Here is a 25,566-nt window from a genome sequence, read left to right on the forward strand (position 1 = left end):
AGTTCCGTTGCTGGCTGATTCGCAACAGTCTGAAAAACCGCAGGGCGTATGCTTCGGTGACCTACGCACCCAGGCTAATGAAAGGCTATTGTGACTCTGCCTCCCGGGCGACTTCGATTGATCCGAACAAGTGCCCGCCTACCGAATCGTGCTGCCATGTGCCGGCGTAGCGGTTATCGTGCAGAACAACCCGCGCCGAAAACGTTCCCAAGCCGGGCACTGCGATGTTGTCCAATGTCAGTACCGGCGTCTTGCCTGCCCACTTGACTTGAATCGGCACAGGAACCACCACATCATGCTCGCCGTATTTGATTCGGGAATGAATGAGCCATGTATCGCCTTCGGGACGCAGCCTGTGGACCTTGCGAATCTCGTAGGTCTCTTCCTGCAGCTCGGACAACGGTTTACCCTCCATTGTAAACTGGCCCTTCAACTTGGCACCGGTCAGCAGCTTTTGAAACTTGGCTTCTCGCTCGGCTACGGCCTGTGCATCGTCAGCGGCAGACACCTCAGTTGGCTTTGTTTGGCCTTGAGACAGCTCATCATTGATCACAGCCTTCGGGTTAAGTGCTGGCTGGCGCTCGGAGTTATCGTTTTGACCTTGTGCCCTGGCCGTGGTGCAGATCGTAATCAGCGCGATCCATTGAGACAGTTGCCGCAGACTAGGAAGACACAATAGGCGTTGCGGTGACATGAACTTTCTCCCAAATATTGGCGAATTTGGTACAAAATGACTGAGCAGCTCGCTCTGGATCATATCAAAATGGCGTTGCTCTTGAAAGCTAGATGACCATGAAAGTCCCCCATCATTCTGCCGGTGCAGTACCAATTCGCTGGCTCATCGCCCTATGCTGGTCGATGATCGGTGCCCTGTTCGGCATGAACCAATGCGCTACGAGCCAGCAGCCTTTCGAAAAGGGGCTGGCAATTGGCAACCTGGATTTACCGCCCAGTGGCCAGCACTTGCTGGCCTTTTTCGATGCATACCGGACGAGCGCGGCCGACACAGGCGATGCAGCTTTGCCAGAACAGGTGCTGAACTGGACCAGTGTGGCTGGGAGCAAGTTGGCTGCACAACCGATCAGCCAAACCGGGCGCCCACAACGAGTGCGGGTTGGTGACGGCTGGGTCGTACGTTTCGACGGACAGGATGACTGCCTGCGCTTGCTCGACACCGGCTGGCAGGTTTCCGATGCAACCATCTTGATCGTTGCCGCTGCACACGAGAATCCGGGCAACTTTCGCGGATTGATGGCCGGCAACGCTCCGCAGCAGCGCGACTACCAATCTGGTGTGACGATCGACCTGGGACCAGCGCCGACGCGAGCGTTTGAGCAACTGAACGTCGAGGGACGCGGCTTTGGAGGTGCCAAGAATCTGCGTACGAATTCGTCAAGCTTCGGAAGATTGCAGGTCATTGAGATTCACATCGACGCAACCGAAAAACAGGTGCGCTTGCTGGTAGATGGCAAGGCCGAAGGTTCACGACCAATGGAAGCAACCCTTATTTCGCTGGATGAACTGACCTTAGGCGCGCGCTACTATACAAACGAACCCGGCCAGCAGCAGGTGCGTGGCTATTTCAGCGGCGATCTGGCAGCAGTGGCGATCTATGACAACTTGCTTAGCGTGGCCGCAGCCGAACAGGCCCGCACTTGGCTGGCCGAGCGATATCTGAAAATGAACGCGCACATCGACGCTACACTCCCGAAGAGGCTGGTCGAGGGCGTGCCGCTGGTCAAAGTCGACTCGCCGCCACCGGTCAAAATGCTGATCCCCGGTTTTGCCGTGCGAGAAATACCGATCGAGCTTACCAATGTCAACAACGTGCGTTATCGGCGCGATGGAAAGTTGTTCACGCTGGGTTACAACGGCGATATCCATGTGCTGAGCGACAGTGACGGTGATGGATTGGAAGATCAGGCCGCACTCTATTGGAAGAACGATGGCGGCATTCGCGGACCTATTGGCATGGTGCTGACGCCAGCGGATTATGCGCATGGGCAAGGAGTGTTGCTGGCGAGCAAAGGTAAAGTATCAATGATCGTCGATCGCGATGGTGATGATCGCGGGGACCAGGAGCTAATCGTGGCCCAGGGATGGCAGGAGATTCCGCAGAACGTGGATGCGGTGGGGCTGGCCATGGCCGACGATGGCAGCTTGTATTTCGGCTTGGGCACCGCCAATTTCGCTAACCCTTATTTGATTAGCGAGTCGGGCAAGGCTCACTATGATCTGAATAGCCCGCGCGGCACGGTACAGCGAATCTCCCCTGATTGGCGACAGCGACACACAGTCTGTACTGGCATTCGCTTTCCGGTTGCCTTTGCGCTGAATCAAGCTGGCGATTTGTTCTGTACGGAACAAGAGGGAGCGACCTGGCTGCCCAACGGCAACGCGCTGGACGAACTGCTGCATATTCGGCTAGACGGCACTTCAGCCAAGTTCAACCGAACCGGCCTGCGGCACTATGGCTTTCCACCCAGGCATCCGCGCCATAATCCGGATGTCCTCGACGAACCGGCCGTGTTTGAATTTGGGCCTCAACACCAATCGACGTGCGGCATGGTGTTCAATCCGACCGACCCCAAGGGCGCGTGCTTTGGACCCGAGCATTGGCGGGGTGATGCTTTGATCTGCGGCCAGTCACGGGGCAAAATCTGGAGAACACGACTGGCTGCGTCAGCCGCAGGTTACATCGCCGACAGCCAATTGATTGCCTGCCTGCAAATGTTGACCGTTGATGCATGTGTGGCACCCAATGGAGACTTGGTTGTTGCCTGCCACAGTGGTCCGCCAGATTGGGGTACTGGACCGGCAGGAGCGGGCAAATTGTTTCGGATTGCCATGATTCAACCCAGCAAACCTTACCCAACCGCCGCTTGGATTACGACAGCCAGTGAAATCCAGATTGCCTTTGATCAGCCGCTACAACCTGAATCGGTGCGTGGCTTGGCCGGTCGTGCACAGATTCATTACGGCCAAGATGTTCGGGCTGGCGATCGCTACGAAACTCTGCTGCCACCATACGCATCGGTCACATTGCAGCAGCTACAGCCGCGTTATGACTTGCCCATTCACGCGGTGACATTGTCTGCCGACCAGCGTATGCTGACGCTGTATACCGATCCGATTTTGCGTCGTGCACATTATGCAATTACGCTGCAGTTGGGCGATGACGAGTATGAACTGGACGTAACGCCAACTGGCTTACAGGCCACTTGGTTGCCCGCCACTGAGGTAGCAGCTGATGCTCTATCACCCAATTGGCAAGGGCATTTGCCGTATCCGGTGCTGTCAGTCGCCCGCGAACTCACGCGGCAGTCATCCGCCCACGAGCAACTCTGGCAACTCTGCCAGCAACCAGGTACGTTAACGCTGGAGACGATCGTTGACCTTCGATCCATGCTGCGTCCAGCAGTTCAGCGCGGCATGGCGATCGACTATCAATGGCCACCTGAGATCGTGTCACTTGTGATTGATGGAGCGTCAGTGACGGACGTTCACGCCGAGTCGTTAATCGGTGGTGATGGTGATAAGGATTCAAAAGGACAGGACTCGGCCTTGCAAGTTCGGCAACAAAGTCTCAAGAGTGGTGGCCAAAGATTTGTTGTCGTTGCCGACGAAGCTAGTGGGGGACAAGTAAAATTGACCATGCGCCTGACAACTGGCGCTGGCCAGTTGCCCGAGGTGAATGTGTCCTTCTTTACCAACGAAGACGAGACCCCTCGCAGCTTGCCGCTAGCGCGCTTTGGGAGTCACTGGCTGCAGCCGCAGCATGATGACAGCGCCCATCAAATATACTCGCGACCGACGATTCCGGAATTGGCGGGTGGGAGCTGGGGGCGGGGCCGAAAACTGTTTTTTGACCAACGCACTCAGTGCTCCCGCTGTCATCTTCAGACAGGCGACGATCTGGTTCCACATGCCACCAGCGGTCGGCCAGGAGCGTCAATCGGTCCAGACCTGCGCCACCTGATTCATCGCGATTACAACTCAGTACTACGCGACATCATCACACCTGGCTTTGCAATTAACCCGGATTACTTGAGCCACACCATTACCACCGTCAGTGGCCAAGTAGTGACAGGTGTCGTCAGCTCCCAAGGCGACGAACTGTTGGTTGGCCAATCGGACGGACAGGTGGCGCGATTGGCTCGCCAGCAAGTGGAGCTGATGCAACCCTTGAAAACTTCGACCATGCCTGATGGATTGTTGGATAAGTTGAGCGAGCAGGAACGCCGTGATCTGCTGACATTCCTGCTGCTGCCACCGCCATCGATGCCATTGGATTCTCCGTTGCCAGCACCACCGCTGCGCACACGCGCTCAGGTTAGTGCCGCCCTAGCAGGCGGTTCGCTGGTGCCCGTCGCACTCAGCCCACTACGGTTGGTTTTGGTTGATGGCGTAAAAGACCATGGCCCCGGCGAACATGATTATCCGGCTTGGCAGCGTGCCTGGGCCGATCTGTTGCGTGCCGGTCAGCAGGTGACGGTTGAAACTGCGCATGAATTTCCTGAGCCAGAACAATTGTCCGCAGCCGATGTGGTCCTTTTCTTCCAAAAAGGCAGTTTTTCGTTGCGCCGCCAGATGCAGTTGGACGCCTTCCTAGCTCGCGGTGGTGGCGCCGTGTTTATTCACTGGGCGGTCAACGGTGGCGATCGACTGCATGAGTTCTCCGAGCGCATCGGCTTGGCCTCTGGCAAGATTCAAATTCGCTATCGGCACGGGCCACTGAATCTAGAGGTAGTTGACCGACAGCATCCAATCATGCGTAATTTTAACCAGTTAGACTTGTACGACGAAAGCTACTGGCAGATGACTGGCGATGCCGACAAGATTACAGTGCTGGCGACCAGCCAGGAAGACGGCCAAGCGACACCGCAAATCTGGGTTCGCGATCACCGTCCGGGGCGAGTGTTCGTGAGTATTCCAGGGCACTATAGTTGGACCTTTGACGATCCGCTATTTCGCATCCTCTTGTTGCGCGGTATCTGCTGGACAGCCAATCAACCGCTGGATCGGCTGAACGAGCTGGTCCTTCCCGGTGCCCGCTGGACAGATTGACGGCGATCCTGCTGGGCCCTCTGCACCCCGGACAATTCACTGCAATCGTTTCCGCGTACCGGCCAAGCATGAAACGACCCCGTCGACGTTCATCACGACCACGATAGATCATGGTCTGTGATGGGCAGGTCGCGGATTCGTTTGCCAGTAGCGGCAAAAATGGCATTGCAGAGCGCTGGGGCAAACGAAGCAATTCCGGTTTCGCCAACTCCAGCTGGCGCTGCATCGGAGGCGACAATATCCACGAATATTTGGCGCGGCGCATCACTCATCTTGCACATCGGATAGCTGTCATAGTTCGATTGGTCCGCTCGACCATTGGTAAATGTCAGCTTACCGTACAGGGCTTGGGTCGTTGCCATAACCGAGGCACCCTCGATTTGCGCGCGGACTCGATCGGGGCTGACGACTGTGCCGGCATCCAGCGATACCCACACCTTGGGGATGCGAACCTGGCCATCTTTGGTCACTTCCACTTCGATCACATGACCGGTGTATCCCAAGAAGGAACGCGCGCAAGCAATCCCCAGTCCGCGACCTTTAGGCAGCCCAGCAGCCCGTTTCCAATCGGCTTGCTCGGCTGCTCGACGAAGTACGTTCTTCAAACGGCCGATATCACAGGGATACTCTTCGTGGCTCGCACCACGATTGCCTAACTTCTCGGCCTTCATGTCGATTCGACGATCGGCACCCAGCAGCTCCAGCAAGTACTCATAGGGATCACGCCCAGCAGCCGAAGCCAACTCATCGGCAAACGAGCTGACCGCGAAGTTCTGTTGAATATGACAGACCGCCCGAAACCAGCCGATGCGCACGTGGGCTTTGGCTTGCCCCACCTCGAACCGCATATTGGGGATATCAAAAGGCAGGTCCGAGTGACCCATCTCTGCCTCACCTGCCGATGGCAGTTCGGCGCGCGGCATAAAGGTCGATCCAATCGGGGGATAGGCGGCGCGCTGCAACCAAGCCGACGGTTTGCCGGTTTCGTCTACAGCCGCTTCACAATGGATTGCAGAGATGGTGTGGTAATAATCATGCTGCAAATCATCTTCGCGAGTCCAGGTCACATGAACTGGGCGTTTTGCCTGACGGCTTAGGATGGCAGCTTCAACGCAGTAGTCAGGCTTACTCTTGCGACCAAACCCCGACCCAAGCAGGGTGACATTGACCAAAACATCACCAGCCGGTATCCCCATGGCCGGGCCGACCGCTTGCTGCACGGCTTGCGGGTTCTGAGTCGCCGCCAGGACCTGACACGACGTCACTTTCCCCTGAGCGTCCGTCTTAACGTCGGCTACAGCGCAAGTCGGCTCCATCGATGCATGTGCCAGGTGCGGCACAGAGTAGTCGGCTGTCACTACTTTTTTCGATTGACTGAGGACCGCACCGGCATCGCCTGATTCTCGCAGAACCTTCCCTGGTTTCTTCACGGTTTCTGCCAGTTGCTTGGCGAAATCCTGCGAGTTGTATTCCGCATTGGCCCCATCATCCCACTCGATTTCCAGCGCGTCGCGCCCTTGCCAGGCGGCCCAGGTGCTGGTAGCCAGCACGGCGACACCGCCCAGCGGCTGAAAACCTGGCGCACCCTTGAAGGCCGGTATTTCAATCACGTCGACAACCCCCGGCATGCGCTTCGTCTTGGTGGCATTGAATGACGCAACTTTGCCTCCCACAACAGGAGGGCGGGCGATGACAGCGTAGAGCTGATTATCCATCCGCGCATCGATGCCGAAAATCGCCTTGCCAGTCAGAATATCATCCTGGTCGGTAATCGGCACATCTTTGCCGATGTATCGCCACTGACCGCTCGGCTTAAGTTGCAGCTCCTTTTCCGAGGGAACAGGCAATTGTTTGGCCTCTGCGACCAGTTCCCCGAAGCCCAGCGAACGATCGCTACCTTTATGCTTGATCACATGATTTTCTGCGTAACACTCGCTAGCATCGACATTCCACTTCTTTGCCGCCGCGCGTTCGAGCATCGTCCGCGCAGTAGCTCCGGCTACGCGCATGCGTTTGAAGAACAGACGAATGCTGTTGGAGCCATCGGTGTTTTGATCCCCCAAACGCTTGTCGCCAATGGCCTGCTGGATCACCACCCGATTCCAATCGGCCTCTAATTCGTCCGCCACAATTCGCGGTAGGCTAGTACGAATTCCGGTTCCCATTTCGGAGCGATGGACCAGGATGGTCACAACGCCGTCTGGGGCAATGGCGACGAAAAAGTCTGGCGCAAAATCATCGGCACTCCGCTGACTGGCGTCCTGCAGGCCCGCTTCCTGCCCTAGCCCAACCTTACCCATCAGAATCAGTGACGAGGCTGAGAGAGTGGCGAGAAAATTCCGGCGTGAAACTTGAGTCTTGATGACGGTCATTGGTTCAACTCCTTGGCAGCAGCCTTGATAGCTTCACGGATGCGGGGATATGTTCCGCAGCGGCAAATATTCCACATCTCTGTGTCGATATCGTCGTCGGAAGGATTGTTGTTTGATTTCAGCATAGCAGCCGCCATCATCATCTGGCCGACCTGGCAATAGCCACACTGCGAGACATTGTGCTGCCGCCAAGCTTTTTGCACCGGGTGCGAGCCGTCGCTGGAGAGTCCCTCGATGGTGGTCACCTCACTGTCCCCCACTTCGCTTAGCGCCGTCACGCAAGCTTGAACCGCTTGGCCATCCAAGTGGACCGTGCACGCACCACATTCAGAAACTCCACAACCGTATTTAGTGCCGGTCAGCCCAAGGTTGTCACGCAAGACCCATAGCAGCGGCGTGTCCTCAGGCACATCGGATAACTCATGGATTTTTCCGTTGACTTTGATTGTGGTCATAACTGGCTTCCTGACTTAGGCGTCGCCGCGTGAAACGAAGTACTCTTCTTGGGGTGCATTATACGAAGTTTTCGTGCGATGGCAGCCAGCCTGTCCGGCGAATCACACTACGGGTTGAGCTTAGCACATCTCAGAGCCAATTGATACTCGGCAGGCGTATCGATATCTGCCACTGCCAACTCTGATGGGAACAATACGAACTGCTGAGGATAGCGTTTGACTAATGCGTCGACGCCATGCTGCGGGCCGAGTGCAATAATCTCAGAAGCGCATGCCCATGGCAACAGCGCTGGATGCCCCACGATCGAAGCGTCGAGCGTTGGGCCAAAACGAGGCAGCAAAACCGTCCGCTGATCAGTCCGCGCGTCAATGAGGCCATCGATGACTTGGGTAGTCAACCCGGGCAGATCGGCTGGAGCAATGAAGAAACATGCGCCTACGGCGGAAACAGGACGAGAAATCAGTGACCTCAAGCCGACGCAGATGGACGCTCTCATATCCTCCGTGGGCTCAATCGGATGTACGATAGTCACCGGCCAGCGCTGGCAAACGTCGCGCAGTTCCAGGTCATCGCCGCGGATCACAACGATAGTTTCCGTTACCCGGCTGGTGGTCCAGGCCGCCAGCACTCGGTCGATCACGCAGCGGGCTGTTGACGCTTCCTCAGTGGCAGAGCGGTGTGTTAGACGTGCAGCGGTCGGACTGGCTACGGGCCAGGGCATCAACAGTTTGTGCTGCCCCATCCGACGACTGCGACCCGCCGCTGGTATAATCGCGTAACATGGATTCAAGGGAGGCGTTCCAGTATGATACAGAGTTATGACGCATAATATCGTAGACCATCATCGGCTGGTGCAAAAGCTGCTTGACCAAGGCGAATCGTTCGCCGCGGTAACCCTGGTCGAAATTCGCGGTAGCGCGCCGCAGATTGTAGGAGCCAAATGTGTTGTCACGCGCTCAGGCATTGAAGGCGGAACGGTGGGCGGCGGCAAAATCGAAGCCGCAGCCATCGACTACGCTCAACAATTGCTCGCCAGCGGACAACAACATGCTGAACTGGTCACATGGAACCTGCAAACTGAGATTGGCATGACCTGTGGCGGCGAGGTCAAGCTGTTCTTTGATGTATACGCCAATGCGGCCTGGCCAATCGTGATATTCGGAGCTGGGCACATTGCTCAGGCGTTGGTTCGACTATTGTTGAATCTGGATTGTCGAGTCACCTGCATTGATACTCGATCCGATTGGCTCAGCAGATTACCGGATGACAACAAGCTGATGAAGATCTGCGTTGATACTCCGCGTGACCTAGTGGCACAGCAACCCGCCAACGCATATTTTGTCTTGATGAGCAAGGGGCATGCTACCGACCTGCCCGTGCTGCATGAAATCCTGGCTACACGCAACGCACCCTACGTGGGCGTGATTGGCAGCCCACAAAAAGCCAGCGTCTTGCGCCGCGATCTAAACAGCCTGGGACTGGCGCCTGATAAGATCAAATCGTTTCACTGTCCAGTTGGATTGCCAATTGGCAACAACACGCCGGCTGAAATCGCCATCAGCATCGCTGCCCAGTTGTTGCAACACCGCGATGGAAATGCCGACGCTTAAATGGCTGGTTGCGCGTGGCTGGACTGACAATCGTACAATCCGCCACGCGACCTAGGACCACCGTACAAAGCCTACTCTCGGCGCCTACTCCCGGCGTCGCTCGGGTGGCCCACCGCCTCCGGTAAACAATCGCATAATGGTGTTCATCTCTTCCAGGCTGATGCTACCATCTTTGTTCAAGTCGATTAGCGCAAACTGTTGTGCCATTCGCGCCGGTAGCTCTTCCTTCGCCAATTTGCCATCGCCGTTGGTGTCCATCATCTTAAAGATCTCTTCGGGATTGATCTGTTGACCGAAGACGCGACCGCCTGCCGCTGTCGGGGGCTCTTGACCTTTAGGGTAGGTGACGACATAGAAGCCAATCATCATCTCCTCGAACGTCTGCTCGCCCCAGCTGACTGTCGCTGAAGGGTCTGGATTGGAGAGATTGCCTTCCGAGTTATCCCAAGTGGCGGTGCAGACCAGCTTGGTGCCCTTGGGCATCAGCTTGGGCTCTTTGAGAACGTAGGTTGTCTGCCAGTTAAAATCATAGGTCGGCACATCTAACAAGGTTTCTTGCCGACCATCCGGGTAGGTGACATCATAGCGAAATGCCTTGCCGCGAGAGTGCAGGTGCGGCGTCAGATTCAAGACCATCGTGTCTGCATCGAAAGTCCCCTCGGCTTTGGCCTGATAGTCAGCCGCACCAGGTGGAATGCTGAAGAACGGATTGACTGCCGATTCGCTGCGAGCCACATATTTAACCTTTTCTGGATCGGCAAAAATCACGCCCAGGCAACTGCGGTCTTGTTGCGGAGTACCATTGGGTGTGTAGTGCAATTGGAAGATCAGTTTCGATCCTGCCTTGATGTGCAGGGCGGTCGTGCCGTCGGATGCCAGCAGGGGCGTTGCGCCAGGGGCATAACCGGCGATTAAGCTCCCGCCGCCAATACCCGCTCCGCCACCGCGCGGCCCACGTTCTCCACCACCACGGCCGCCAAATCCACCACGCCCACCGAATCCGCCGCGGCGATTCGGGCGCTCAGCGCCGTCATCGGACGGACCATCGCCTTCGCGCTGAGCCTGTGGTCCGCGCTGGCCGTCGGGTCGCCCGCGCGATCCGCCACCAAAGCCAGCGCCAAATCCGCCAGCGTCAGGCGGCTGAACGAACACCAAAATATGATGCACCGTCTCCAAGCTGCCTGGCTTCGCCTCTGTAGCCATAATCCATTTGTCTTCTGTCCAACCGGGGTCCACCACAAAATGGTAGTAGTCAATCACGCCCTCAGCAGGAACATCGACCGGATTGTCACTCATGTAGATCACCTGGTCGGGCTGACCGATGCTCCAACCTTCAGCGTACTCTTGAGGAGTCGGCAAGTCGTCAGGGTTACCTTGCGGGCAGCCATTGTCGACCCAGGTGGCGATCAGTTGTTTCTCTTGTTCGCTCAGGCGACTATCGTTCTTAAACGTGCCGTGAGCTGGATTAGCGTGCCAGGGCGGCATGCGCCCCATATCCACGACTTCGCGAATCATTTCGCCCCAACCGACTACATCCTCATAGCTCTTCATTTCGAACGGCCCGATACGACCAGCTCGATGGCACTCGACACAGTTCTTTTGGAAGATGCGGGCGATCTGATTGCTGTAGGTCACCTCGGAGGCTTCATTCGGCTCGCGAACTCGACCGATGTGGCAGCCGATGGCGCTGGTTTCGGCCACACTGACGGGAACGCCTGCCAACAATTCCTTAACCGCTTCGTACAAGTCGCGACGAGTTGGCTCGGGACGCTGGTAGCCCACGCTGTCGTTGAAGCCGTATTGATCGTCGATGCGCCCGTGATAGCGCACCACGCGCTGCTTGTCTAGTACAAATACTTCGGGCGTCCGCGCTGCACCGAATTGATCGGCCACGACGTTGCCAGCATCTTTCAGAACAGGAAAGTCGATTTTATGTCGCTGCGCGTAGGCGGCAATTTCATTGATGGCATCTTGACGGTTGGACATGATGCCTAAAAACGCAACCTTTTGGTCCTTTAGCTCGCTAGCCAAATCCGAGAGTCGCGGTCCGTAGAGTTTTGCCAGCGGGCATTCCGTTCCCAAAAAGGCCACCACCACCACATCGCTGTCACGCAGATCTTGCAGCGAATACTCTTTGCCAAACTGGCTCTTGAGTGAAAAATTTTGAATCTTGGCGCCAAGCCGGTTTGAGTCAGCAGCGCGTAATGGCTCGGCCAGCAAAAACGCAGAAGTGATAGTCAAAGCAGTCGCCAGAATCCGAGCGAGTGTACAGCGTCGCATAGTGTGTCTCCTTAATGGCACAAAGAGCTACGATCCATGTCCAATTCGTATTCAATTGCAGGATGTTGGGCTGAGGCGTCAATTATTTTCAGTCTTTATGCCCGCTGGGCGGCCACGGGGCTCACCGCCAACACTAGCAGTTTCTTCCATTGACGGCCAGATTGCAATTGCAAGACCGCACAATCTGCCGCGATATTCCAAGGTTTTTTACGGGTTCTGCACCTGAGAAACATAGTATCCAGGAAAGCCACCGGTACGCCAACAATGTTTCGCAAGCTTGGCAAATCGGACAGCTTTACGAAGTCGTAGTGTGCTGCGATTCATACGCCGGCTTGGCACTGACGATGTACTGTGCTGATTCGCCGAATTGTCAGAAACGTTGCGTTATTCAGAATATCCCTGCGCCCAGTTGGTTGTACGGGGCTCGGCATTGGATTAGATTCGGATCTGCCAGTAGAAGCTGTATTTGGTCGGGATGCGGGGTAGCGCTCGTTCGTCGCGACTGTCCATCAGTTCTAGTTGCCAGGGAGACTGCCGTGAAAACGAAAAGTAAATTGTTGCTGATTGGCTGGGCGATGCTGTTGAGTCTGTGTGTCAGGCAGGCCGATGCGGCGCTGGTGAACTGGACTGTCGATAGCGCCAACAGCTATGTGCGCATCAACCTGCCGCTGAACTCCACCTTCACCCTTTCCGGAACAAATCTCTCGGTACGGTTGCGAAATGCGGATAACAGCGCCTGGAGCGACGCAGGCGGACGGATGTCGCGATTCAGTGGTACGTTGGCAACCGAGTATTCTGAAGATACATTTGGGCCAGGCAGCCCCAACCACATTCAGTACCTGGACGGGTCCCATGCCCTGCAGTCGATCAACTTCGGCAGCTTCCGGCCCGATCCAGATCAATTCAGTCCTACGGCGACCAACGCCAGCAATCCGGACGGGCAGTATACGGCTACTGGTGGTTCACCTCACTCCTTCGCGCTCAGAGTGAACTGGACTTCCTTTTTTCCGTCGGGAACGATTGGCTTTTTGGGGTTGCGAGACGTGCAATACAATGCCAGCGGAGGACTTGTCTCACTAGCGGGAAGTGGCGGTAATTTGACAGCCGGGGCCAACGCCTCAACGTTTAGCTGGTCAGGTGGTCTGGCGGATGTTGATGGGTTCGACCTCGGACCAGGGTTAGGGCAACGCAATCGCGATAGGGTCGGTGGAGACATGTCGATTTTGTTTAGTACGAACATGGAAACCAATGGAGGAGGTCTGACGATCACCAACCTCGGTGGCCTCAACCGTCAGCTTGACCAGATCATTGACATTCCAGTCGTGTTTACGTTCATCGGTGGTGATACACCGGTGGCTTCCGACGATTCGATAGTTACCGGCAGGTTGCAAGGTCACTTGCGTGCCTTTGCCACTGTGCCAGAACCATCCAGTATACTGCTGGTGGGCCTTGCAAGCGCTGCAAACATAATGCGTTGGCGACGTAGGGCTCGAGCGCGATAGCCAGCCGTACAGGGTGACCATAAAACAGTGCCGACCGCATTATACTTGGCTTTAAGCGGCCAGTGGCGCATGGCTATAAGTGCTGACTTTCTGCCTAGTTTCTTAATCCCAGTTGGTTGTACGGGGCTCGGCATTGGATTAGATTGGGATCTGCCAGTAGAAGCTGTATTTGGTCGGGATGCGGGGTAGTGCTCGTTCGTCGCGACTGTCCGTCAGTTCTAGTTGCCAGGGAGACTGCCGTGAAAACGAGAAGTAAACTGTTGCTGATTGGCTGGGCGATGCTGTTGAGTCTGTGTGTCAGGCAGGCCGATGCGGCGCTGGTGAACTGGACTGTCGATAGCGCCAACAGCTATGTGCGCATCAACCTGCCGCTGAACTCCACTGTCAGTATCTCTGGTACGGCTGTGACCATTCGGTTGCGAAATGCGGATAACAGCGCCTGGAGCGACGCAGGCGGACGGATGTCGCGATTCAGTGGTACGCTGGCAACCGAGTATTCTGAAGATACGTTTGGGCCAGGCAGCCCCAACCACATTCAATACCTGGACGGGTCCCATGCCCTGCAGTCGATCAACTTCGGCAGCTTCCGGCCTGATCCTGATCAATTCAGTCCTACGGCGACCAACGCCAGCAATCCGCAGGGGCAGTATACGGATACTGGTGGTTCGCCCCACTCTTTTGCTATCAGATTTAACCTCCAATCATTGCTGCTGGTTAACCTTCCTCCCGTCTACTACGGCTTGCGCGATATTCAATATAGCGCCGGCAGTGGCTTAATTGCTCTGGTCGGCAGCGGAGGCAATTATACGGCTGGTGCGAATGCATCAACATTTGGTTGGAGCGATGGACTGGTTGATATTGATGCCCCCAACATGGGGGTGTTATTAGGGCAGCTTATTCCCGATTCAAGTGGAGGAAGTCTAGCGAGTTGGTTTAGTACGAACCTGGAGACTAATAGTGGCGGTTTGACGATCACCAATCTGGGTGGTCTGAGTCGCCAGCTAGACCAGAACATCGACATTCCAGTCTACTTTGCGGCCTACGACTTTGGCACGTCACAAACCAGTGATGACTGGATTCTGGCCGGTAGGTTGCAAGGGCGCCTGCGTGCCTTTGCAACGGTGCCGGAACCGACAAGTGGCGTGCTGGTTGGAATTGCAGCTGCGTCAAGCTTGCTGCGTCGGCGTCGGAAGAAGCGGCAATATGAGTAACTTCACGGGAACACGAAATGGCGACGTGGAGTAATTCGACTGCCATTAGGCGATTGTCAATTTTGCTAATTCCGCGCTGTCCCTCCGCGCCCGCAGTTGACGTTTTCACGAGTGAGCACTGTTCCTAACTCCCGCCCGGACCAAGTAACTATGCTTGCAACGCAACTACACCTTTGTCTGCCCAGTTGGCTGTGTTCCCTGACTAGCGAACTAGGGGAATTCAAGTCGTTGGGCGACCGGATGCGACTGGCCATCGACATTGCTGACCGAAACATATCTCACGCAACCGGTGGACCTTTTGGCGCTGCGGTGTTCGACCTGGAGACGAATGAATTGGTTGGCGTGGGGGTCAACATGGTCGTTACTTCAGGGTTATCAATTGCCCATGCAGAAATCGTCGCCTTATCTCTCTCTCAGCAACGTTTGAAGACATTTGATTTGTCAAAGGCCATGTTGCAACTGGTGACCAGTGCTGAACCCTGCTGGATGTGCCTGGGCGCGATTCACTGGGCCGGAGTTCGCTCGGTTGTATCTGCGGCCCGAGATTCTGACGTTCGTGAAATTGGTTTCGACGAAGGTCACAAACCCCATGATTGGGCTGCTGAGTACGTCAGCAAGGGGATAGACGTGATTTGTGACGTCGAGCGTGATGCTGCGGTCAAGGTTTTGCGAAAATACCGGCATTCGGGCGGACATATTTACAATGCTGGGACGTGCCGGCCGTCTGCATGAGTTCGATACCCGACGTTGCCAGCAGCTGGGTGACCAGCGAGTAGGCTACGGCTGGTGGATCACCGTCGTGGCGTGGTGATTCTGCCGGGCGTGTGGCACGTCTGAACATTGCAGGCAGCGCAGAATCTCTTCGCCGGTGGCCGGCAAGGTTAGTGCTTGGGCCGAAATGACGGAATGTCGCCGCAAAGCATCCTTGGCTGCGGCCCACACGCACACTGCGAGCAGCAGAGGCGGTTCCCCGACGGCTTTGCTCCGCCCCACCGTTAGAACGTTGTCCGAGTTTTCGAAGAAGCTGCATCGCAATACTGGGGGGATATCGGTAATCGCTGGAATTTTGTAGGTAGTTGGTGAATGCGATAAGAGCCGCCCTTGGTCGTCATAAATCAGCGCCTCGGCGGTTACCCACCCCATGCCTTGCACAAAGCCGCCGAAAATCTGGCCCTGGTCAATGCCTGGATTTATTGACTGACCAATATCCATCAGAATATCCACTTGTTGTACTTGCAACTGCCCAGTGAAGCGATCGATCGAGACTTCGGCCACCGCTGCGCCTTGCGTAAAATACAAAAACGGATTGCCTTTGCCAGTGTCGCGATTAAAGTCCACGCCCGGCGTCTTATAGAAGCCGCGTGCTCCCAAGTCGATGCGTTCCAATCGCGCTCGCTTTGACAGCTCTGCAAAGCTAATTCTGGAATCATTGGGGCAGCGATCATCATACACCCAGCCATCGTGGAACACGACATTGCTAGGCGATTCACACAAGCCTAGCTCTGGTTTGGTAAACGTGCGAGCCACAAAACTGGCTAGCCGCTCACGAATGGTGCGACACGCATCTACGGCGGCAGCTCCATTCAAGTCTGTTCCCGCCGAAGCTGCTGTCGGTGAGGTATTGTTGTTCTTCTCGGTCGAGGTAGGCATCACGATTACGTTGTGCCAGTCGATGCCAAATTCATCCGCTACGATCTGCCGAATCTTGGTGTTAAGTCCCTGCCCCATTTCCGTACCACCCGTGCTGACCTGAACAGTACCATCGGTGTAAACATTCACCAGCGCGTTAGCTTGGTTCAGAAACTTTGTAGTAAACGAGATGCCAAACTTCACAGGAGTCACAGCAATGCCACGCAGAACGCAGGGATCTTCGGCAGACGATTCGATTGCTTTTCGACGGGTTGCATACTGTGAATTCACGACCACGGCCGACAATATCTCGGGTAGATGGTTGCGAGCATAGATTTGTCCATAAGGCGTTTGATTGCGCTGACCGACGCCATACAAATTGCGCATCCGCACCTCGAAGCTATCCACGTTCAATTGGCCAGCTATCTCCTCGATAATATTCTCGATGATCGCGACGGCCTGCGGTCCTCCGAATCCACGAAACGCTGTGTTGGGAGGAAGATTCGTAAAACAGACACGACCGGTAATTTCGACATCGCTCAAGTAGTAGGCGTTGTCGATATGCATCATCGTCCGCTCCAGTACGGATGTCGAAAGATCGGCAGCAGCTCCACCGTTGGAGTAAATCTGCACTTGCAAAGCGCCGATGCGTCCTGACTCATCAAAGCCAACTTTCCAATCGGTTTGATATGCATGTCGTTTTCCGGTAATTTGCATATCTTGGTCTTTGCCGTAGATCAATCGCGCAGGCCTTCCGGACTTCATCGCGACCAAGGCGGCGTAGGCGGCGGGCAGAGCTGCTTGCGTTTCCTTGCCTCCAAACGCACCACCCATGCGTTTGCAAATCGCGACCACTTGATGATTTCCAACGCCTAAAACCTCGGCGACCACATTCTGAATTTCGGTTGTATTCTGCGTAGACGAAAGCACGGTCACTTGGCCGGCTTCGCCCGGTATCGCGATTGCCGCTTGCGATTCCAGGTAAAACTGCTCCTGGCCACCGCTTATAAAACGGCCTGATAGCGTATGTTGGCAACGCGCCATCGCCTGTGCCGCATCTCCCTGTGCGATTGTGCGCGGGATGCCGATATAGCGCTGGGCGCGGATGGCTTCATCGATCGACAGGATCGGTGTCGTGCTGGCGATCGCCAGCTTGACGGCCGCAGTGGCTTGGCGCAGCGACTGCTCGTCAATGGCCGCCACCAGTGCGATTGGTTGTCCCACATACAACACGTTCTCGCCGGCCAGAACAGGTTCGTCCTGAAACAAAGGTCCAAAGACCTTATGGCCGGGAATATCCGCATGTGTTAACACCGCTACTACACCCGGCATCTGTCGAGCCGCATCTAGGTCGATCGCTTGCAACTTGCCCGATGCGACAGGACTGCCAACGACTCCAACTACCAATTCATTTTCGTAGCGCGGAAGATCATCTAAATAGTCGGCTCGACCGGTAACATGCCCTTGGGCTGAATCATGAGGAATGGTCTGGCCTACGTAGCTCATCTGGTTTCCTCACAATAGAATTTCGCTAGAACATTCTTAGCCAGTTGATACCGATAGTCGGCCGAGCCACGCACGTCGCTGATCGGAGAAATCTCTTCGACAACCAACGCGCCCGCAGCCTGCATGGTCTGCATCGTAAAGGGTTGGTTTTGCAGAAAGGCCTCAGTGCGCGGGAGCCTAACAACCGTTGGACCCACTGCCCCAAACGCGAGTGAGGCTTGCTGTACAACATCAGACTCGATGTGCATACGAATCGCAGCCGTAAACGTTGAGATGTCCAAATCGCGTCGCCGCGAAACCTTGTACAACCGCAAGCGATCCACCGGGCTGAATCTTGGCAACATGACTCTTGCAATCATCTCTGTTGGTCCGAGATGAATCTGCTTGTAAGCCTTGTAGAATCGGTTGATATTGACCCACCGGCTACCTTCACAGCCCACCAGCTCCAGTTGGCACTCCAAGACATGCAGCAGCGGCAACGAGTCTGCGATAGGCGAAGCATTCGCGAGATTGCCGCCAATAGTGCCCATGTTGCGAATCTGGGGCGAGCCAAATATCTTGATGATCTCGGCGAACTGAGGGAAATGCTGCTGGCAAACAGGCAGTATTTCTGTCCATGAAACTGCCGCGCCAATCGTAATTGCATCGGTCGCAACTTCGATCGACTTCAAGGCTTCGATGTGGCGGAGCACGATCGCCACGTCAGGACAGGCATGAAGTTTATTGGCTTGCACACCCACGTCGGTTGCCCCAGCGATCCACCGCGCTGCCGGAAATGCGCTCTTTAGCTGAACGCACTCTGCCAGCTGTCGCGGCACAAACAGCCGCTGGTTCTCATGCTGGATGCAAACGCTATCGTCCTGGTAAGGCCGATACATAGTTTGCAGAGTCTGCATCGCATAGCGGTTTTCAAGGGCTTGGTAATCCGAACTGCTCGCTTGCTGGCAGGCGCTCAAGATTGGCTGATACCCGGTACAGCGACACAGATTACCAGACAGTTCCAGCGGCCAGTCACAGGGCTGATCACGAGCGACTGGATTGGCAACCCTTTGACGTTCCATCACTGCCGTCATGGCCATCACAAAGCCGGGGGTACAAAACCCGCATTGCGACCCCTGACAATCAATCATTGCCTGTTGCACGCTGGTTAGCCGCTGTGGATCGCTCAGCCCCTCGACGGTGACAATATGCGTTCCATCCAATTGGAACAGAAAAGCGATACACGCGTCGATGGGGTAGTAGATTGGCTGGGCTTGTCGCAAATCGGCGACCAGTACGCTGCAAGAACCGCAGTCCCCCTCTTCGCAGACAACTTTTGTGCCCGTTAATCGCAAGCGCTGACGGAGGTATCTGCTCAGCGTCAGCCAAGCCTCCTGGCCGGACACTTGGTGAGCTTGACCATTGATATAGAACAATAGGTAGTCGCGCATGGCAAGCCGTGCATCTAATCGTCGCTAGATTTCGCTCAGCCAGTTCCTGTTGACGGCTGGCGTGAATAAGCTACCGCGAGATACTATACTATCCCGGCCAGTTTTTTCGAGCAGCGTTTCCACAGCCAACAGGGTAAATTGAGTTGTTGCCAGATTTTTCCGCTCTCGCTGCTGAAATCATGCAGCGCTGCGACCAGATCGCTGCACATAGCGAATTGCCCGGAAAGGTTTGTCGCACCTTCTGCTCGCCGGCCACGGCTGGAGCGGTCCAGTTGGTTAAGCAATGGATGTGTGCGGCTGGATTGACGGTTCAATTGGATGCAGCCTGCAACGTAATCGGGCGCTCAGCGGTAGATCAACGGCCTGCATTGCTGATTGGCTCGCACATTGACACGGTGCCTGATGGCGGAAGATTCGACGGTGCGCTAGGGATAATGTTTGCTATTGCGGCAGCGCAGATGTTTCAAGCCAGATCGACTGAACTACCTTTTACGATTCAGGCTATTGCCTTTTCAGAAGAGGAGGGCGTGCGTTTTCGAACTCCCTACATTGGATCGCGAGCTTTAGCTGGTTGCTTTGACCTTCAGTTGCTGGAGCGCACTGACAACCAAGGAATCCCGATGTGGCAAGCCATGCAGTCATTTGGAGGACAGCCAGAAAATATCGCTGCGGCAACTTTACCTGCTAATCGGGTTCTGGCCTTCTTGGAGCCACATATCGAACAGGGCCCAGTACTGGAAACTTCCCAGTTGGCTGTGGGTCTGGTCGATGGCATCGCAGGACAGACACGTGCCACCGCTCGGTTTGTCGGGCGGGCGGCACATGCCGGAACCACTCCTATGCATTTGAGGGCGGACGCTCTGGCGGCGGCAGCTCAGTGGATTCTGGCCGTGGAACAGTATGCTCGCGACACGCCCGGGTTGGTTGCCACCATCGGCTACGCTCAAATTCACCCCAACACGCCTAACGTCATTGCTGGAGAAGTCGTCGTGCGGCTGGACGCCCGCCACCAGTTGGATACGGTACGTCACGCTGCAGCTAAACATTTGCAGGCGATTGGTCAACAAGTTGCCAGCTCACGAGGATTGGCATTTCACTGGGAAGACTGCCAAGAACAAGCGGCTGTGGCGCTAGATTCTCGATTGATTGCTACCCTGGAGTCCGCCTGCCATGTGGCTCAGCAACCCGTCTTACGGTTGACTAGCGGGGCAGGACACGATGCGGTGGTCATGTCCCGCCTTGCTCCCACCGCGATGCTGTTCCTGCGCTGCAAGCATGGTATTAGCCATCATCCAGATGAATCAGTTCAGGTCAGCGATGTTGAAGCGGGCCTGCGGGTAATGTATCACTTTATTGACCTGCTAGCCGCTGCTTTCAGAAACTCTTAATTAACCTACCATCCACATGAGCACTTCACTGAACGTATTTGGATCGACTCGTTCCAGCATTGAGCGCAATCATGCTTTGATCACTCCCGACACACACGTCCGAGCCCCCTTGGTCGGCTGGCGCAACACTGAAGCCATCATTCACATATCGCCCGCGTTAGGCGCGCGCTTCATGCAGTACACGGCTTTAATGGGCGCGGCGTCTGGTAGCGATGTGCTACCTGACACGGTTGAGCGGTTTATTTACGTCACCAGCGGCTGCGTGACATTGCACTCAGCAGCCACCAATCAGAGACATATGTTAGCTGAAGGTCATTATGCCTATCTGCCTGCCGGTTCAGATTGGATCGCGGAAGCCAAGCAACCTGCGAACTTGGCGGTGTTTGAAAAGCAATTTATACCGCTTAAGGGGTCTCGCGAGGCTCCACCAGCCGTTATCGGCGATGCTTCGAAAGTCAGCTCTGAGCCGTTTATGGGAGATTCGGACGCGCAATTGAAAACTTTGCTGCCCCAAGACCCACAGTTCGATATGGCGGTAAATTTGTTTACCTTCCAGCCTGGAGCGACATTACCTCTGGTGGAAATCCATGTCATGGAACATGGATTGTTACTGCTAGAGGGAGCGGGCGTTTATCGACTGGGCGATCGCTACTATCCAATCACGGCTGGTGACGTGATATGGATGGCCAGCTATTGCCCGCAATGGTGGGTCGCCATGGGTAAGGCGCCTTCGACATATCTGTACTACAAGGACGTCTATCGCGATTCATTAGAGGACTGGAGATGAATGCGCAGCGGTGGAACGTCGATGGTCAGCGGTTGAATCGCGAACTGCTGCAATTGGCTACATTTAGCGATGTTTCACCTCCGGCAGTCACGCGAGTTGTATTTTCGCAGGCCGATCAAGCCGCTCGACAGTATTTACTAGAGCTATTTCAAACCTGCGATCTGCAGGTGCGTATCGATGCTGTGGGAAATATTTTCGCGCGCTGGGTCGGCAGCCAGCCAGCGTTGCCCGCCGTCGGCACCGGATCGCATTGCGATGCCATTCCCCATTCCGGTCGCTTTGATGGCACGGTAGGCGTGCTGGGCGGATTGGAGGCTATTCGTGCACTAAAATCTGCCGGCTTTGAACCCAAGCGGTCGATCGAATTAGTGATGTTTACAGCTGAAGAGCCCACGCGATATGGCCTGGGTTGTTTGGGATCGAGATTGATGGCTGGGGTACTGCCGCCCGAGCGTGCCAGTCGGTTGACCGACGATCAGGGCCATACACTCGAAGCCACGCGCACGGCATTTGGTTTAGAAGGTGCGTTGAGTTCAGTAAGACTCGCCACCGATTATTTTGCTCACTGGATCGAGCTGCACATCGAACAAGGTCCGCTTCTTGAACAACAACAGATTCCCATTGGCATCGTTCAAGCGATCGCGGCACCTGCTGCGCTGCGTTGTTCGTTCATCGGCCAGGGTGGGCATGCAGGTACAGTCTTGATGGCCGACCGCAAAGACGCGTTTCTAGGTGCTGCCGCATTGGCGTTGGCCGTCCAGCAGCATGCGCTGGAACTGGGGTCAGTCGATACAGTGGCGACCACTGGCTACGTCAAAGTGCACCCGTGCGCGGTCAATAGTATCCCTGCGCAGGTCGACCTGGAAATAGACGTTCGCGATGTGGATGCCGCTCGGCGCAATCGAGTGCTCGAGGCAATTCACAGCTCGGCAAAGTCAATTGCAGCGGAACGCGGCTTGCAAGTGTTGCTAGAGGTCATCAATGCTGATCCTCCCGCCAGGTCATCCGCCACGATTGCATCAGCTATTCGGCACGCCTGTCAGGAGTTGGGCCTGGATTATCTGGAAATGACTAGTCGCGCGTACCACGATACGCTGTTCATGGCGGTCATCGCACCGGTGGCCATGGTGTTCATCCCCTGTTACCGTGGGTATAGCCATCGGCCCGATGAATTCGTTGCGCTCGACGCGCTGGAATGCGGCGTCAAAGTACTAGCGCACACGCTGGCAACATTATCCTCTGATTTGGAAGCTCCAGCATGAATGTTCAACTGCAAGCTCACAGTTACGGCAAATCACAAGTTCGCTTTACCAAGGTGACGCGACAAGACAACTTCCACCACCTGGTCGAATGCACGGCTCACGTACAACTGGAGGGCCAGTTTGAAGAAACGTATCTGACCGGAGACAATTGCCAAGTGATACCGACAGATACGATCAAAAACACGGTCTATGCGGTAGCTCGCAGAGTCGAATGGGTCGATATTGAGAACTACGCCATGCAATTGACCGCTCACTTCTTAGAGCACTTTCGGCATGTCCGTTGCGCATCGGCTCGAATTGAGCAAATTTGCTGGCAGCGGGCGATCGTCGCTGGCCAACCTCACGCGCATTCCTTTGTACGTGGGCCATTAGAAGTTGCCAAATGCCATGTCAAGCAGAGTCGTGAGCATTGCTTTGTCGAATCAGGCATCTCCGGCTTGCAAGTACTAAAAACAACTGCTTCGGGCTTTGTCGGTTACATCGTCGATTCTTATACGACCCTTCAGCCGACCGAGGATCGGGTTTTTGCAACCACCGTAGACTCGACGTGGCGTTGGACGGACCTTCCAACTCAATGCGATACTGTGCGCCAACGGGTTCGCTCAGCAATCTTGCAGATGTTCTCGAGCGAATACAGCCCGTCTGTGCAATATACGATTTATCGCATTGGTCACAGAGTCTTGCAGGACCTACCCGAGATTCGAGATATCACACTTGCCATGCCCAATCAGCATCGGCTGCTAGTGGATCTGTCGAGGTTGGGGCTGGACAATCCCAATGCCATTTTCTGCCCTACCGATGAACCCTACGGCGACATCTCAGCAACCATTGGCCGAGCCTAAGCCTTGGCAGACATCAAGGATACCCCGATGAAACAACGCTTTGCCATCGCCAGCCGGCAGGTGGTTACGCCGGCCTGCATCGGTCCAGCAGCCATCGTCATTGCGGACGGCAAGATTGAGCAAGTCACCACCATGGCCAGGGCGGTCAGCCTGACAGAAGTTTTGGATTATGGCGACGCGGTCATTGGCCCGGGACTGATCGACTCGCACATACATATCAACGAACCGGGACGCAGCGAATGGGAAGGCTTTGTCACCGCGACCCAGGCGGCGGCCGCAGGCGGCATTACGACGCTGATCGACATGCCGCTCAATAGTAGTCCAGTCACCACCAGTGCCGACGCACTACTGCAGAAGGTCGCTGCAGCGCAACACCAATGCTGGGTAGATGTTGGCTTTTACGGCGGTCTGGTGCCTACCAATCTGCAACACATTCCCGAATTGATTGACGCGGGCGTATTTGGCATCAAGGCCTTCCTGTGTGATTCTGGGTTGGAGGAATTCCCCGCCGTTACGCGCCGTGAACTTGATTTTGCAATGCGGCTCTTGGCTCAAGCCAACGTCCCCCTGTTAGTGCATGCGGAGCTAGCCGATGACCTGCCGCCTCCCATGACACGACCTGACTCGTATGTCGAGTATGTGCATTCACGGCCCAGCCGCTGGGAAATCAACGCCATTGGCATGTTGCTGGAACTGGCGCGATTGCATGGCTGTCAGGTCCACATCGTACACTTGGCAACTGCCGATGCAGCCATCTGGCAGGAGCTGGCGGAAGCACGCCGCAACGGTGTCGCAGTCACTGTGGAGACCTGCCCACACTATCTTTACTTCGCAATGGAAGAGATAGCTGACCGGCAGCCCATCTATAAATGTGCTCCACCCATTCGCTCCGCAGACAATCGGGCAGGCCTGCGCCGAGCTCTGCTGTTAGGCCTGATTGATACTATCGGCTCGGACCACAGCCCATGTCCTGCTGAGCTGAAATGCATTGAAACTGGCAACGTGCAACTGGCTTGGGGAGGCATTGCCGGTGTACAGTTCATGCTGCCCGCAGTCTGGCAAGCCCTACAAGCTGACGGTGTGGAATTGCCTCAGTTGTTTCAGTGGATGTCGACACGACCTGCGCAGCTACTGAAACTTTCGCATCGCAAGGGCAGCATTCAACCTGGACTGGATGCCGACTTGGTCGTCTGGGACAGTACTCCAATCTGGAGTGTCCAACCGAATGAAGTTTTGCATCGCAATGGCATATCGCCCTATGTATTCAAGCTCCTGCGCGGCAAGACACTGAAGACCTTTGTGCGCGGACAGTTGGTCTATGATGGTGGCACGCTATCGAGCGCTCCCCAAGGAGATATCATTCGCCGATGAACGCCGCCGAGTATTTGAATCAATTGGACCACGAGCAAGCCCGGTTCAAACTGGAGCATTGCTGCGCATCTGAAGCCTGGATCGAAATGATGCTCAGCGCACGACCGTTCGCCAGCCAGGCAGAACTTGAGCTTGCGGCGGACAAGGCAGCCGACCGTTTGCAGACATCCGACTGGCTGCAAGCGTTTGCAGGACACCCGCGCATTGGCAATGTCAATACCCTGCGCACCCAAGACGCAAGCACTAAGCACTGGGCAGCCGCAGAACAGTCAGGAGTCAACGCTGCCAGCCAAGTCTGCCTGCAAGAATTAAAGCGATGCAATGAGCTGTACTATGCAAAATTCGGCTTCATCTTTATCGTCTATGCCACCGGAAAGAGCGCCGAGCAAATGCTGGAAATCCTTTGTTCGCGTCTTCCCAACGAGCGCGAAGTGGAATTGAGGATCGCGGCTAACGAACAACGCCAGATCACACGCAGCCGACTACAAAAATTGGTTCAATGATCCCCCCATGAAAAACACAATTACAACGCATATCTTAAACACCTCCACAGGCAAACCCGCTGCCGGCGTGCCTGTGCGTCTGGAAATACAAACGCTGAACACCTGGCAATTAGTTGCTCAGGAGACAACTGACAACGACGGACGCATTACCGATTTCTTGAACAATGGAGCGCTGGTCGCCGGTATCTATCGGCTGATATTTGACACTAGAGAGTACTTTGCAGCCACTGGACAACAGACGTTCTTTCCGCAAGTGACCATTGAGTTTGAGATCAGCAGCACGCAGCAGCACTATCATGTACCGCTTTTGTTGAGTCCGTATGGTTATTCCGTCTATCGCGGCAGTTAGG

The 25,566-nt window shown here is 55.5% G+C and carries 19 protein-coding genes; 12 read left to right on the forward strand and 7 right to left on the reverse strand.

Features of this window, described 5'->3' with window-relative positions; genetic code table 11:
• Positions 1–85: 85 nt before the first annotated feature.
• Entirely contained in the window at positions 86–508 is a 423-nt protein-coding gene (locus KF752_14320; protein ID MBX3422726.1) for a hypothetical protein, read from the reverse strand.
• A gap of 284 nt (positions 509–792) precedes the next feature.
• Between KF752_14320 and KF752_14325 the strand changes: the two genes are divergently transcribed.
• Positions 793–5,067 (forward strand): ThuA domain-containing protein, encoded by a 4,275-nt coding sequence (locus tag KF752_14325; protein MBX3422727.1) that lies wholly within the window; start codon positions 793–795, stop codon positions 5,065–5,067.
• A gap of 92 nt (positions 5,068–5,159) precedes the next feature.
• Here the strand turns inward: KF752_14325 and KF752_14330 are convergent, their stop codons facing one another.
• The 3 genes from KF752_14330 to KF752_14340 form a co-directional block, all read right to left on the reverse strand.
• Positions 5,160–7,439, reverse strand: a complete 2,280-nt coding sequence (locus tag KF752_14330) for a xanthine dehydrogenase family protein molybdopterin-binding subunit (GenBank protein ID MBX3422728.1) — start codon at positions 7,437–7,439, stop codon at positions 5,160–5,162.
• On the reverse strand, positions 7,436–7,894 hold the full coding sequence (locus tag KF752_14335) for a (2Fe-2S)-binding protein (protein MBX3422729.1): 459 nt from the start codon (positions 7,892–7,894) through the stop codon (positions 7,436–7,438). The genes KF752_14330 and KF752_14335 overlap by 4 nt, the downstream gene beginning before the upstream one ends.
• A gap of 107 nt (positions 7,895–8,001) precedes the next feature.
• Positions 8,002–8,685 carry an NTP transferase domain-containing protein gene (locus KF752_14340; protein ID MBX3422730.1) on the reverse strand — a complete coding sequence of 228 codons (684 nt, stop codon included), beginning with the start codon at positions 8,683–8,685 and terminating at the stop codon, positions 8,002–8,004.
• Between the two features lie 28 nt (positions 8,686–8,713).
• Between KF752_14340 and xdhC the strand changes: the two genes are divergently transcribed.
• Positions 8,714–9,505: a xanthine dehydrogenase accessory protein XdhC gene (gene xdhC / locus KF752_14345; protein ID MBX3422731.1), complete on the forward strand. Its 792-nt coding sequence runs from the start codon at positions 8,714–8,716 to the stop codon at positions 9,503–9,505.
• 84 nt (positions 9,506–9,589) lie between these two features.
• Here the strand turns inward: xdhC and KF752_14350 are convergent, their stop codons facing one another.
• Entirely contained in the window at positions 9,590–11,785 is a 2,196-nt protein-coding gene (locus KF752_14350) for a redoxin domain-containing protein (protein MBX3422732.1), read from the reverse strand.
• A gap of 536 nt (positions 11,786–12,321) precedes the next feature.
• Here KF752_14350 and KF752_14355 point away from each other — a divergent pair.
• The 3 genes from KF752_14355 to KF752_14365 all read left to right on the forward strand — a co-directional run bounded on the left by KF752_14355 (position 12,322) and on the right by KF752_14365 (position 15,230).
• Complete coding sequence (locus KF752_14355) at positions 12,322–13,287, forward strand: PEP-CTERM sorting domain-containing protein (GenBank protein MBX3422733.1); 966 nt, start codon at positions 12,322–12,324, stop codon at positions 13,285–13,287.
• 239 nt (positions 13,288–13,526) lie between these two features.
• Positions 13,527–14,498: a PEP-CTERM sorting domain-containing protein gene (locus tag KF752_14360; GenBank protein MBX3422734.1), complete on the forward strand. Its 972-nt coding sequence runs from the start codon at positions 13,527–13,529 to the stop codon at positions 14,496–14,498.
• Between the two features lie 150 nt (positions 14,499–14,648).
• Positions 14,649–15,230 carry a nucleoside deaminase gene (locus KF752_14365; protein ID MBX3422735.1) on the forward strand — a complete coding sequence of 194 codons (582 nt, stop codon included), beginning with the start codon at positions 14,649–14,651 and terminating at the stop codon, positions 15,228–15,230.
• 45 nt (positions 15,231–15,275) lie between these two features.
• Here the strand turns inward: KF752_14365 and xdhB are convergent, their stop codons facing one another.
• Together xdhB and KF752_14375 are read right to left on the reverse strand one after the other, a co-directional pair.
• Positions 15,276–17,633, reverse strand: a complete 2,358-nt coding sequence (gene xdhB / locus KF752_14370; protein MBX3422736.1) for a xanthine dehydrogenase molybdopterin binding subunit — start codon at positions 17,631–17,633, stop codon at positions 15,276–15,278.
• Positions 17,630–19,063 carry an FAD binding domain-containing protein gene (locus KF752_14375; protein MBX3422737.1) on the reverse strand — a complete coding sequence of 478 codons (1,434 nt, stop codon included), beginning with the start codon at positions 19,061–19,063 and terminating at the stop codon, positions 17,630–17,632. Before KF752_14375 ends, xdhB begins: the two co-directional genes overlap by 4 nt.
• Positions 19,064–19,209: 146 nt before the next feature.
• On the opposite strand from KF752_14375, the gene KF752_14380 reads away from it, so the two are divergent.
• Genes KF752_14380 through uraH form a run of 7 tightly spaced genes read left to right on the forward strand, consistent with a single transcriptional unit; the run spans position 19,210 to position 25,565 of the window.
• Complete coding sequence (locus KF752_14380) at positions 19,210–20,451, forward strand: allantoate amidohydrolase (protein MBX3422738.1); 1,242 nt, start codon at positions 19,210–19,212, stop codon at positions 20,449–20,451.
• A gap of 16 nt (positions 20,452–20,467) precedes the next feature.
• Positions 20,468–21,238 (forward strand): (S)-ureidoglycine aminohydrolase, encoded by a 771-nt coding sequence (locus KF752_14385; protein ID MBX3422739.1) that lies wholly within the window; start codon positions 20,468–20,470, stop codon positions 21,236–21,238.
• A complete protein-coding gene (locus tag KF752_14390) occupies positions 21,235–22,500 on the forward strand; it encodes a M20 family metallo-hydrolase (protein ID MBX3422740.1) in 1,266 nt (421 codons plus the stop codon). Before KF752_14385 ends, KF752_14390 begins: the two co-directional genes overlap by 4 nt.
• Complete coding sequence (pucL, locus tag KF752_14395; protein MBX3422741.1) at positions 22,497–23,342, forward strand: urate oxidase; 846 nt, start codon at positions 22,497–22,499, stop codon at positions 23,340–23,342. Before KF752_14390 ends, pucL begins: the two co-directional genes overlap by 4 nt.
• 27 nt (positions 23,343–23,369) lie before the next feature.
• Positions 23,370–24,713 (forward strand): allantoinase AllB, encoded by a 1,344-nt coding sequence (gene allB, locus KF752_14400; GenBank protein ID MBX3422742.1) that lies wholly within the window; start codon positions 23,370–23,372, stop codon positions 24,711–24,713.
• Positions 24,710–25,216, forward strand: coding sequence for a 2-oxo-4-hydroxy-4-carboxy-5-ureidoimidazoline decarboxylase (uraD, locus tag KF752_14405; protein MBX3422743.1), 507 nt, complete (start codon positions 24,710–24,712; stop codon positions 25,214–25,216). The genes allB and uraD overlap by 4 nt, the downstream gene beginning before the upstream one ends.
• Positions 25,217–25,223: 7 nt before the next feature.
• Positions 25,224–25,565, forward strand: coding sequence for a hydroxyisourate hydrolase (gene uraH, locus KF752_14410; GenBank protein MBX3422744.1), 342 nt, complete (start codon positions 25,224–25,226; stop codon positions 25,563–25,565).
• Position 25,566: the final 1 nt, after the last annotated feature.

This window comes from Pirellulaceae bacterium, assembly GCA_019636385.1.
GTDB lineage: Bacteria > Planctomycetota > Planctomycetia > Pirellulales > Pirellulaceae > Aureliella.

Coding starts and splice junctions, on each gene's coding strand:
- uraH (MBX3422744.1), top strand. CDS start 25,224: ATGAAAAACACAATTACAACGCATATCTTAAACACCTCCACAGGCAAA.
- xdhC (MBX3422731.1), top strand. CDS start 8,714: ATGACGCATAATATCGTAGACCATCATCGGCTGGTGCAAAAGCTGCTT.
- KF752_14365 (MBX3422735.1), top strand. CDS start 14,649: ATGCTTGCAACGCAACTACACCTTTGTCTGCCCAGTTGGCTGTGTTCC.
- allB (MBX3422742.1), top strand. CDS start 23,370: ATGAAACAACGCTTTGCCATCGCCAGCCGGCAGGTGGTTACGCCGGCC.
- xdhB (MBX3422736.1), bottom strand. CDS start 17,633: ATGAGCTACGTAGGCCAGACCATTCCTCATGATTCAGCCCAAGGGCAT.
- KF752_14350 (MBX3422732.1), bottom strand. CDS start 11,785: ATGCGACGCTGTACACTCGCTCGGATTCTGGCGACTGCTTTGACTATC.
- KF752_14335 (MBX3422729.1), bottom strand. CDS start 7,894: ATGACCACAATCAAAGTCAACGGAAAAATCCATGAGTTATCCGATGTG.
- KF752_14375 (MBX3422737.1), bottom strand. CDS start 19,063: ATGCGCGACTACCTATTGTTCTATATCAATGGTCAAGCTCACCAAGTG.
- uraD (MBX3422743.1), top strand. CDS start 24,710: ATGAACGCCGCCGAGTATTTGAATCAATTGGACCACGAGCAAGCCCGG.
- KF752_14385 (MBX3422739.1), top strand. CDS start 20,468: ATGAGCACTTCACTGAACGTATTTGGATCGACTCGTTCCAGCATTGAG.
- pucL (MBX3422741.1), top strand. CDS start 22,497: ATGAATGTTCAACTGCAAGCTCACAGTTACGGCAAATCACAAGTTCGC.
- KF752_14325 (MBX3422727.1), top strand. CDS start 793: ATGAAAGTCCCCCATCATTCTGCCGGTGCAGTACCAATTCGCTGGCTC.
- KF752_14390 (MBX3422740.1), top strand. CDS start 21,235: ATGAATGCGCAGCGGTGGAACGTCGATGGTCAGCGGTTGAATCGCGAA.
- KF752_14330 (MBX3422728.1), bottom strand. CDS start 7,439: ATGACCGTCATCAAGACTCAAGTTTCACGCCGGAATTTTCTCGCCACT.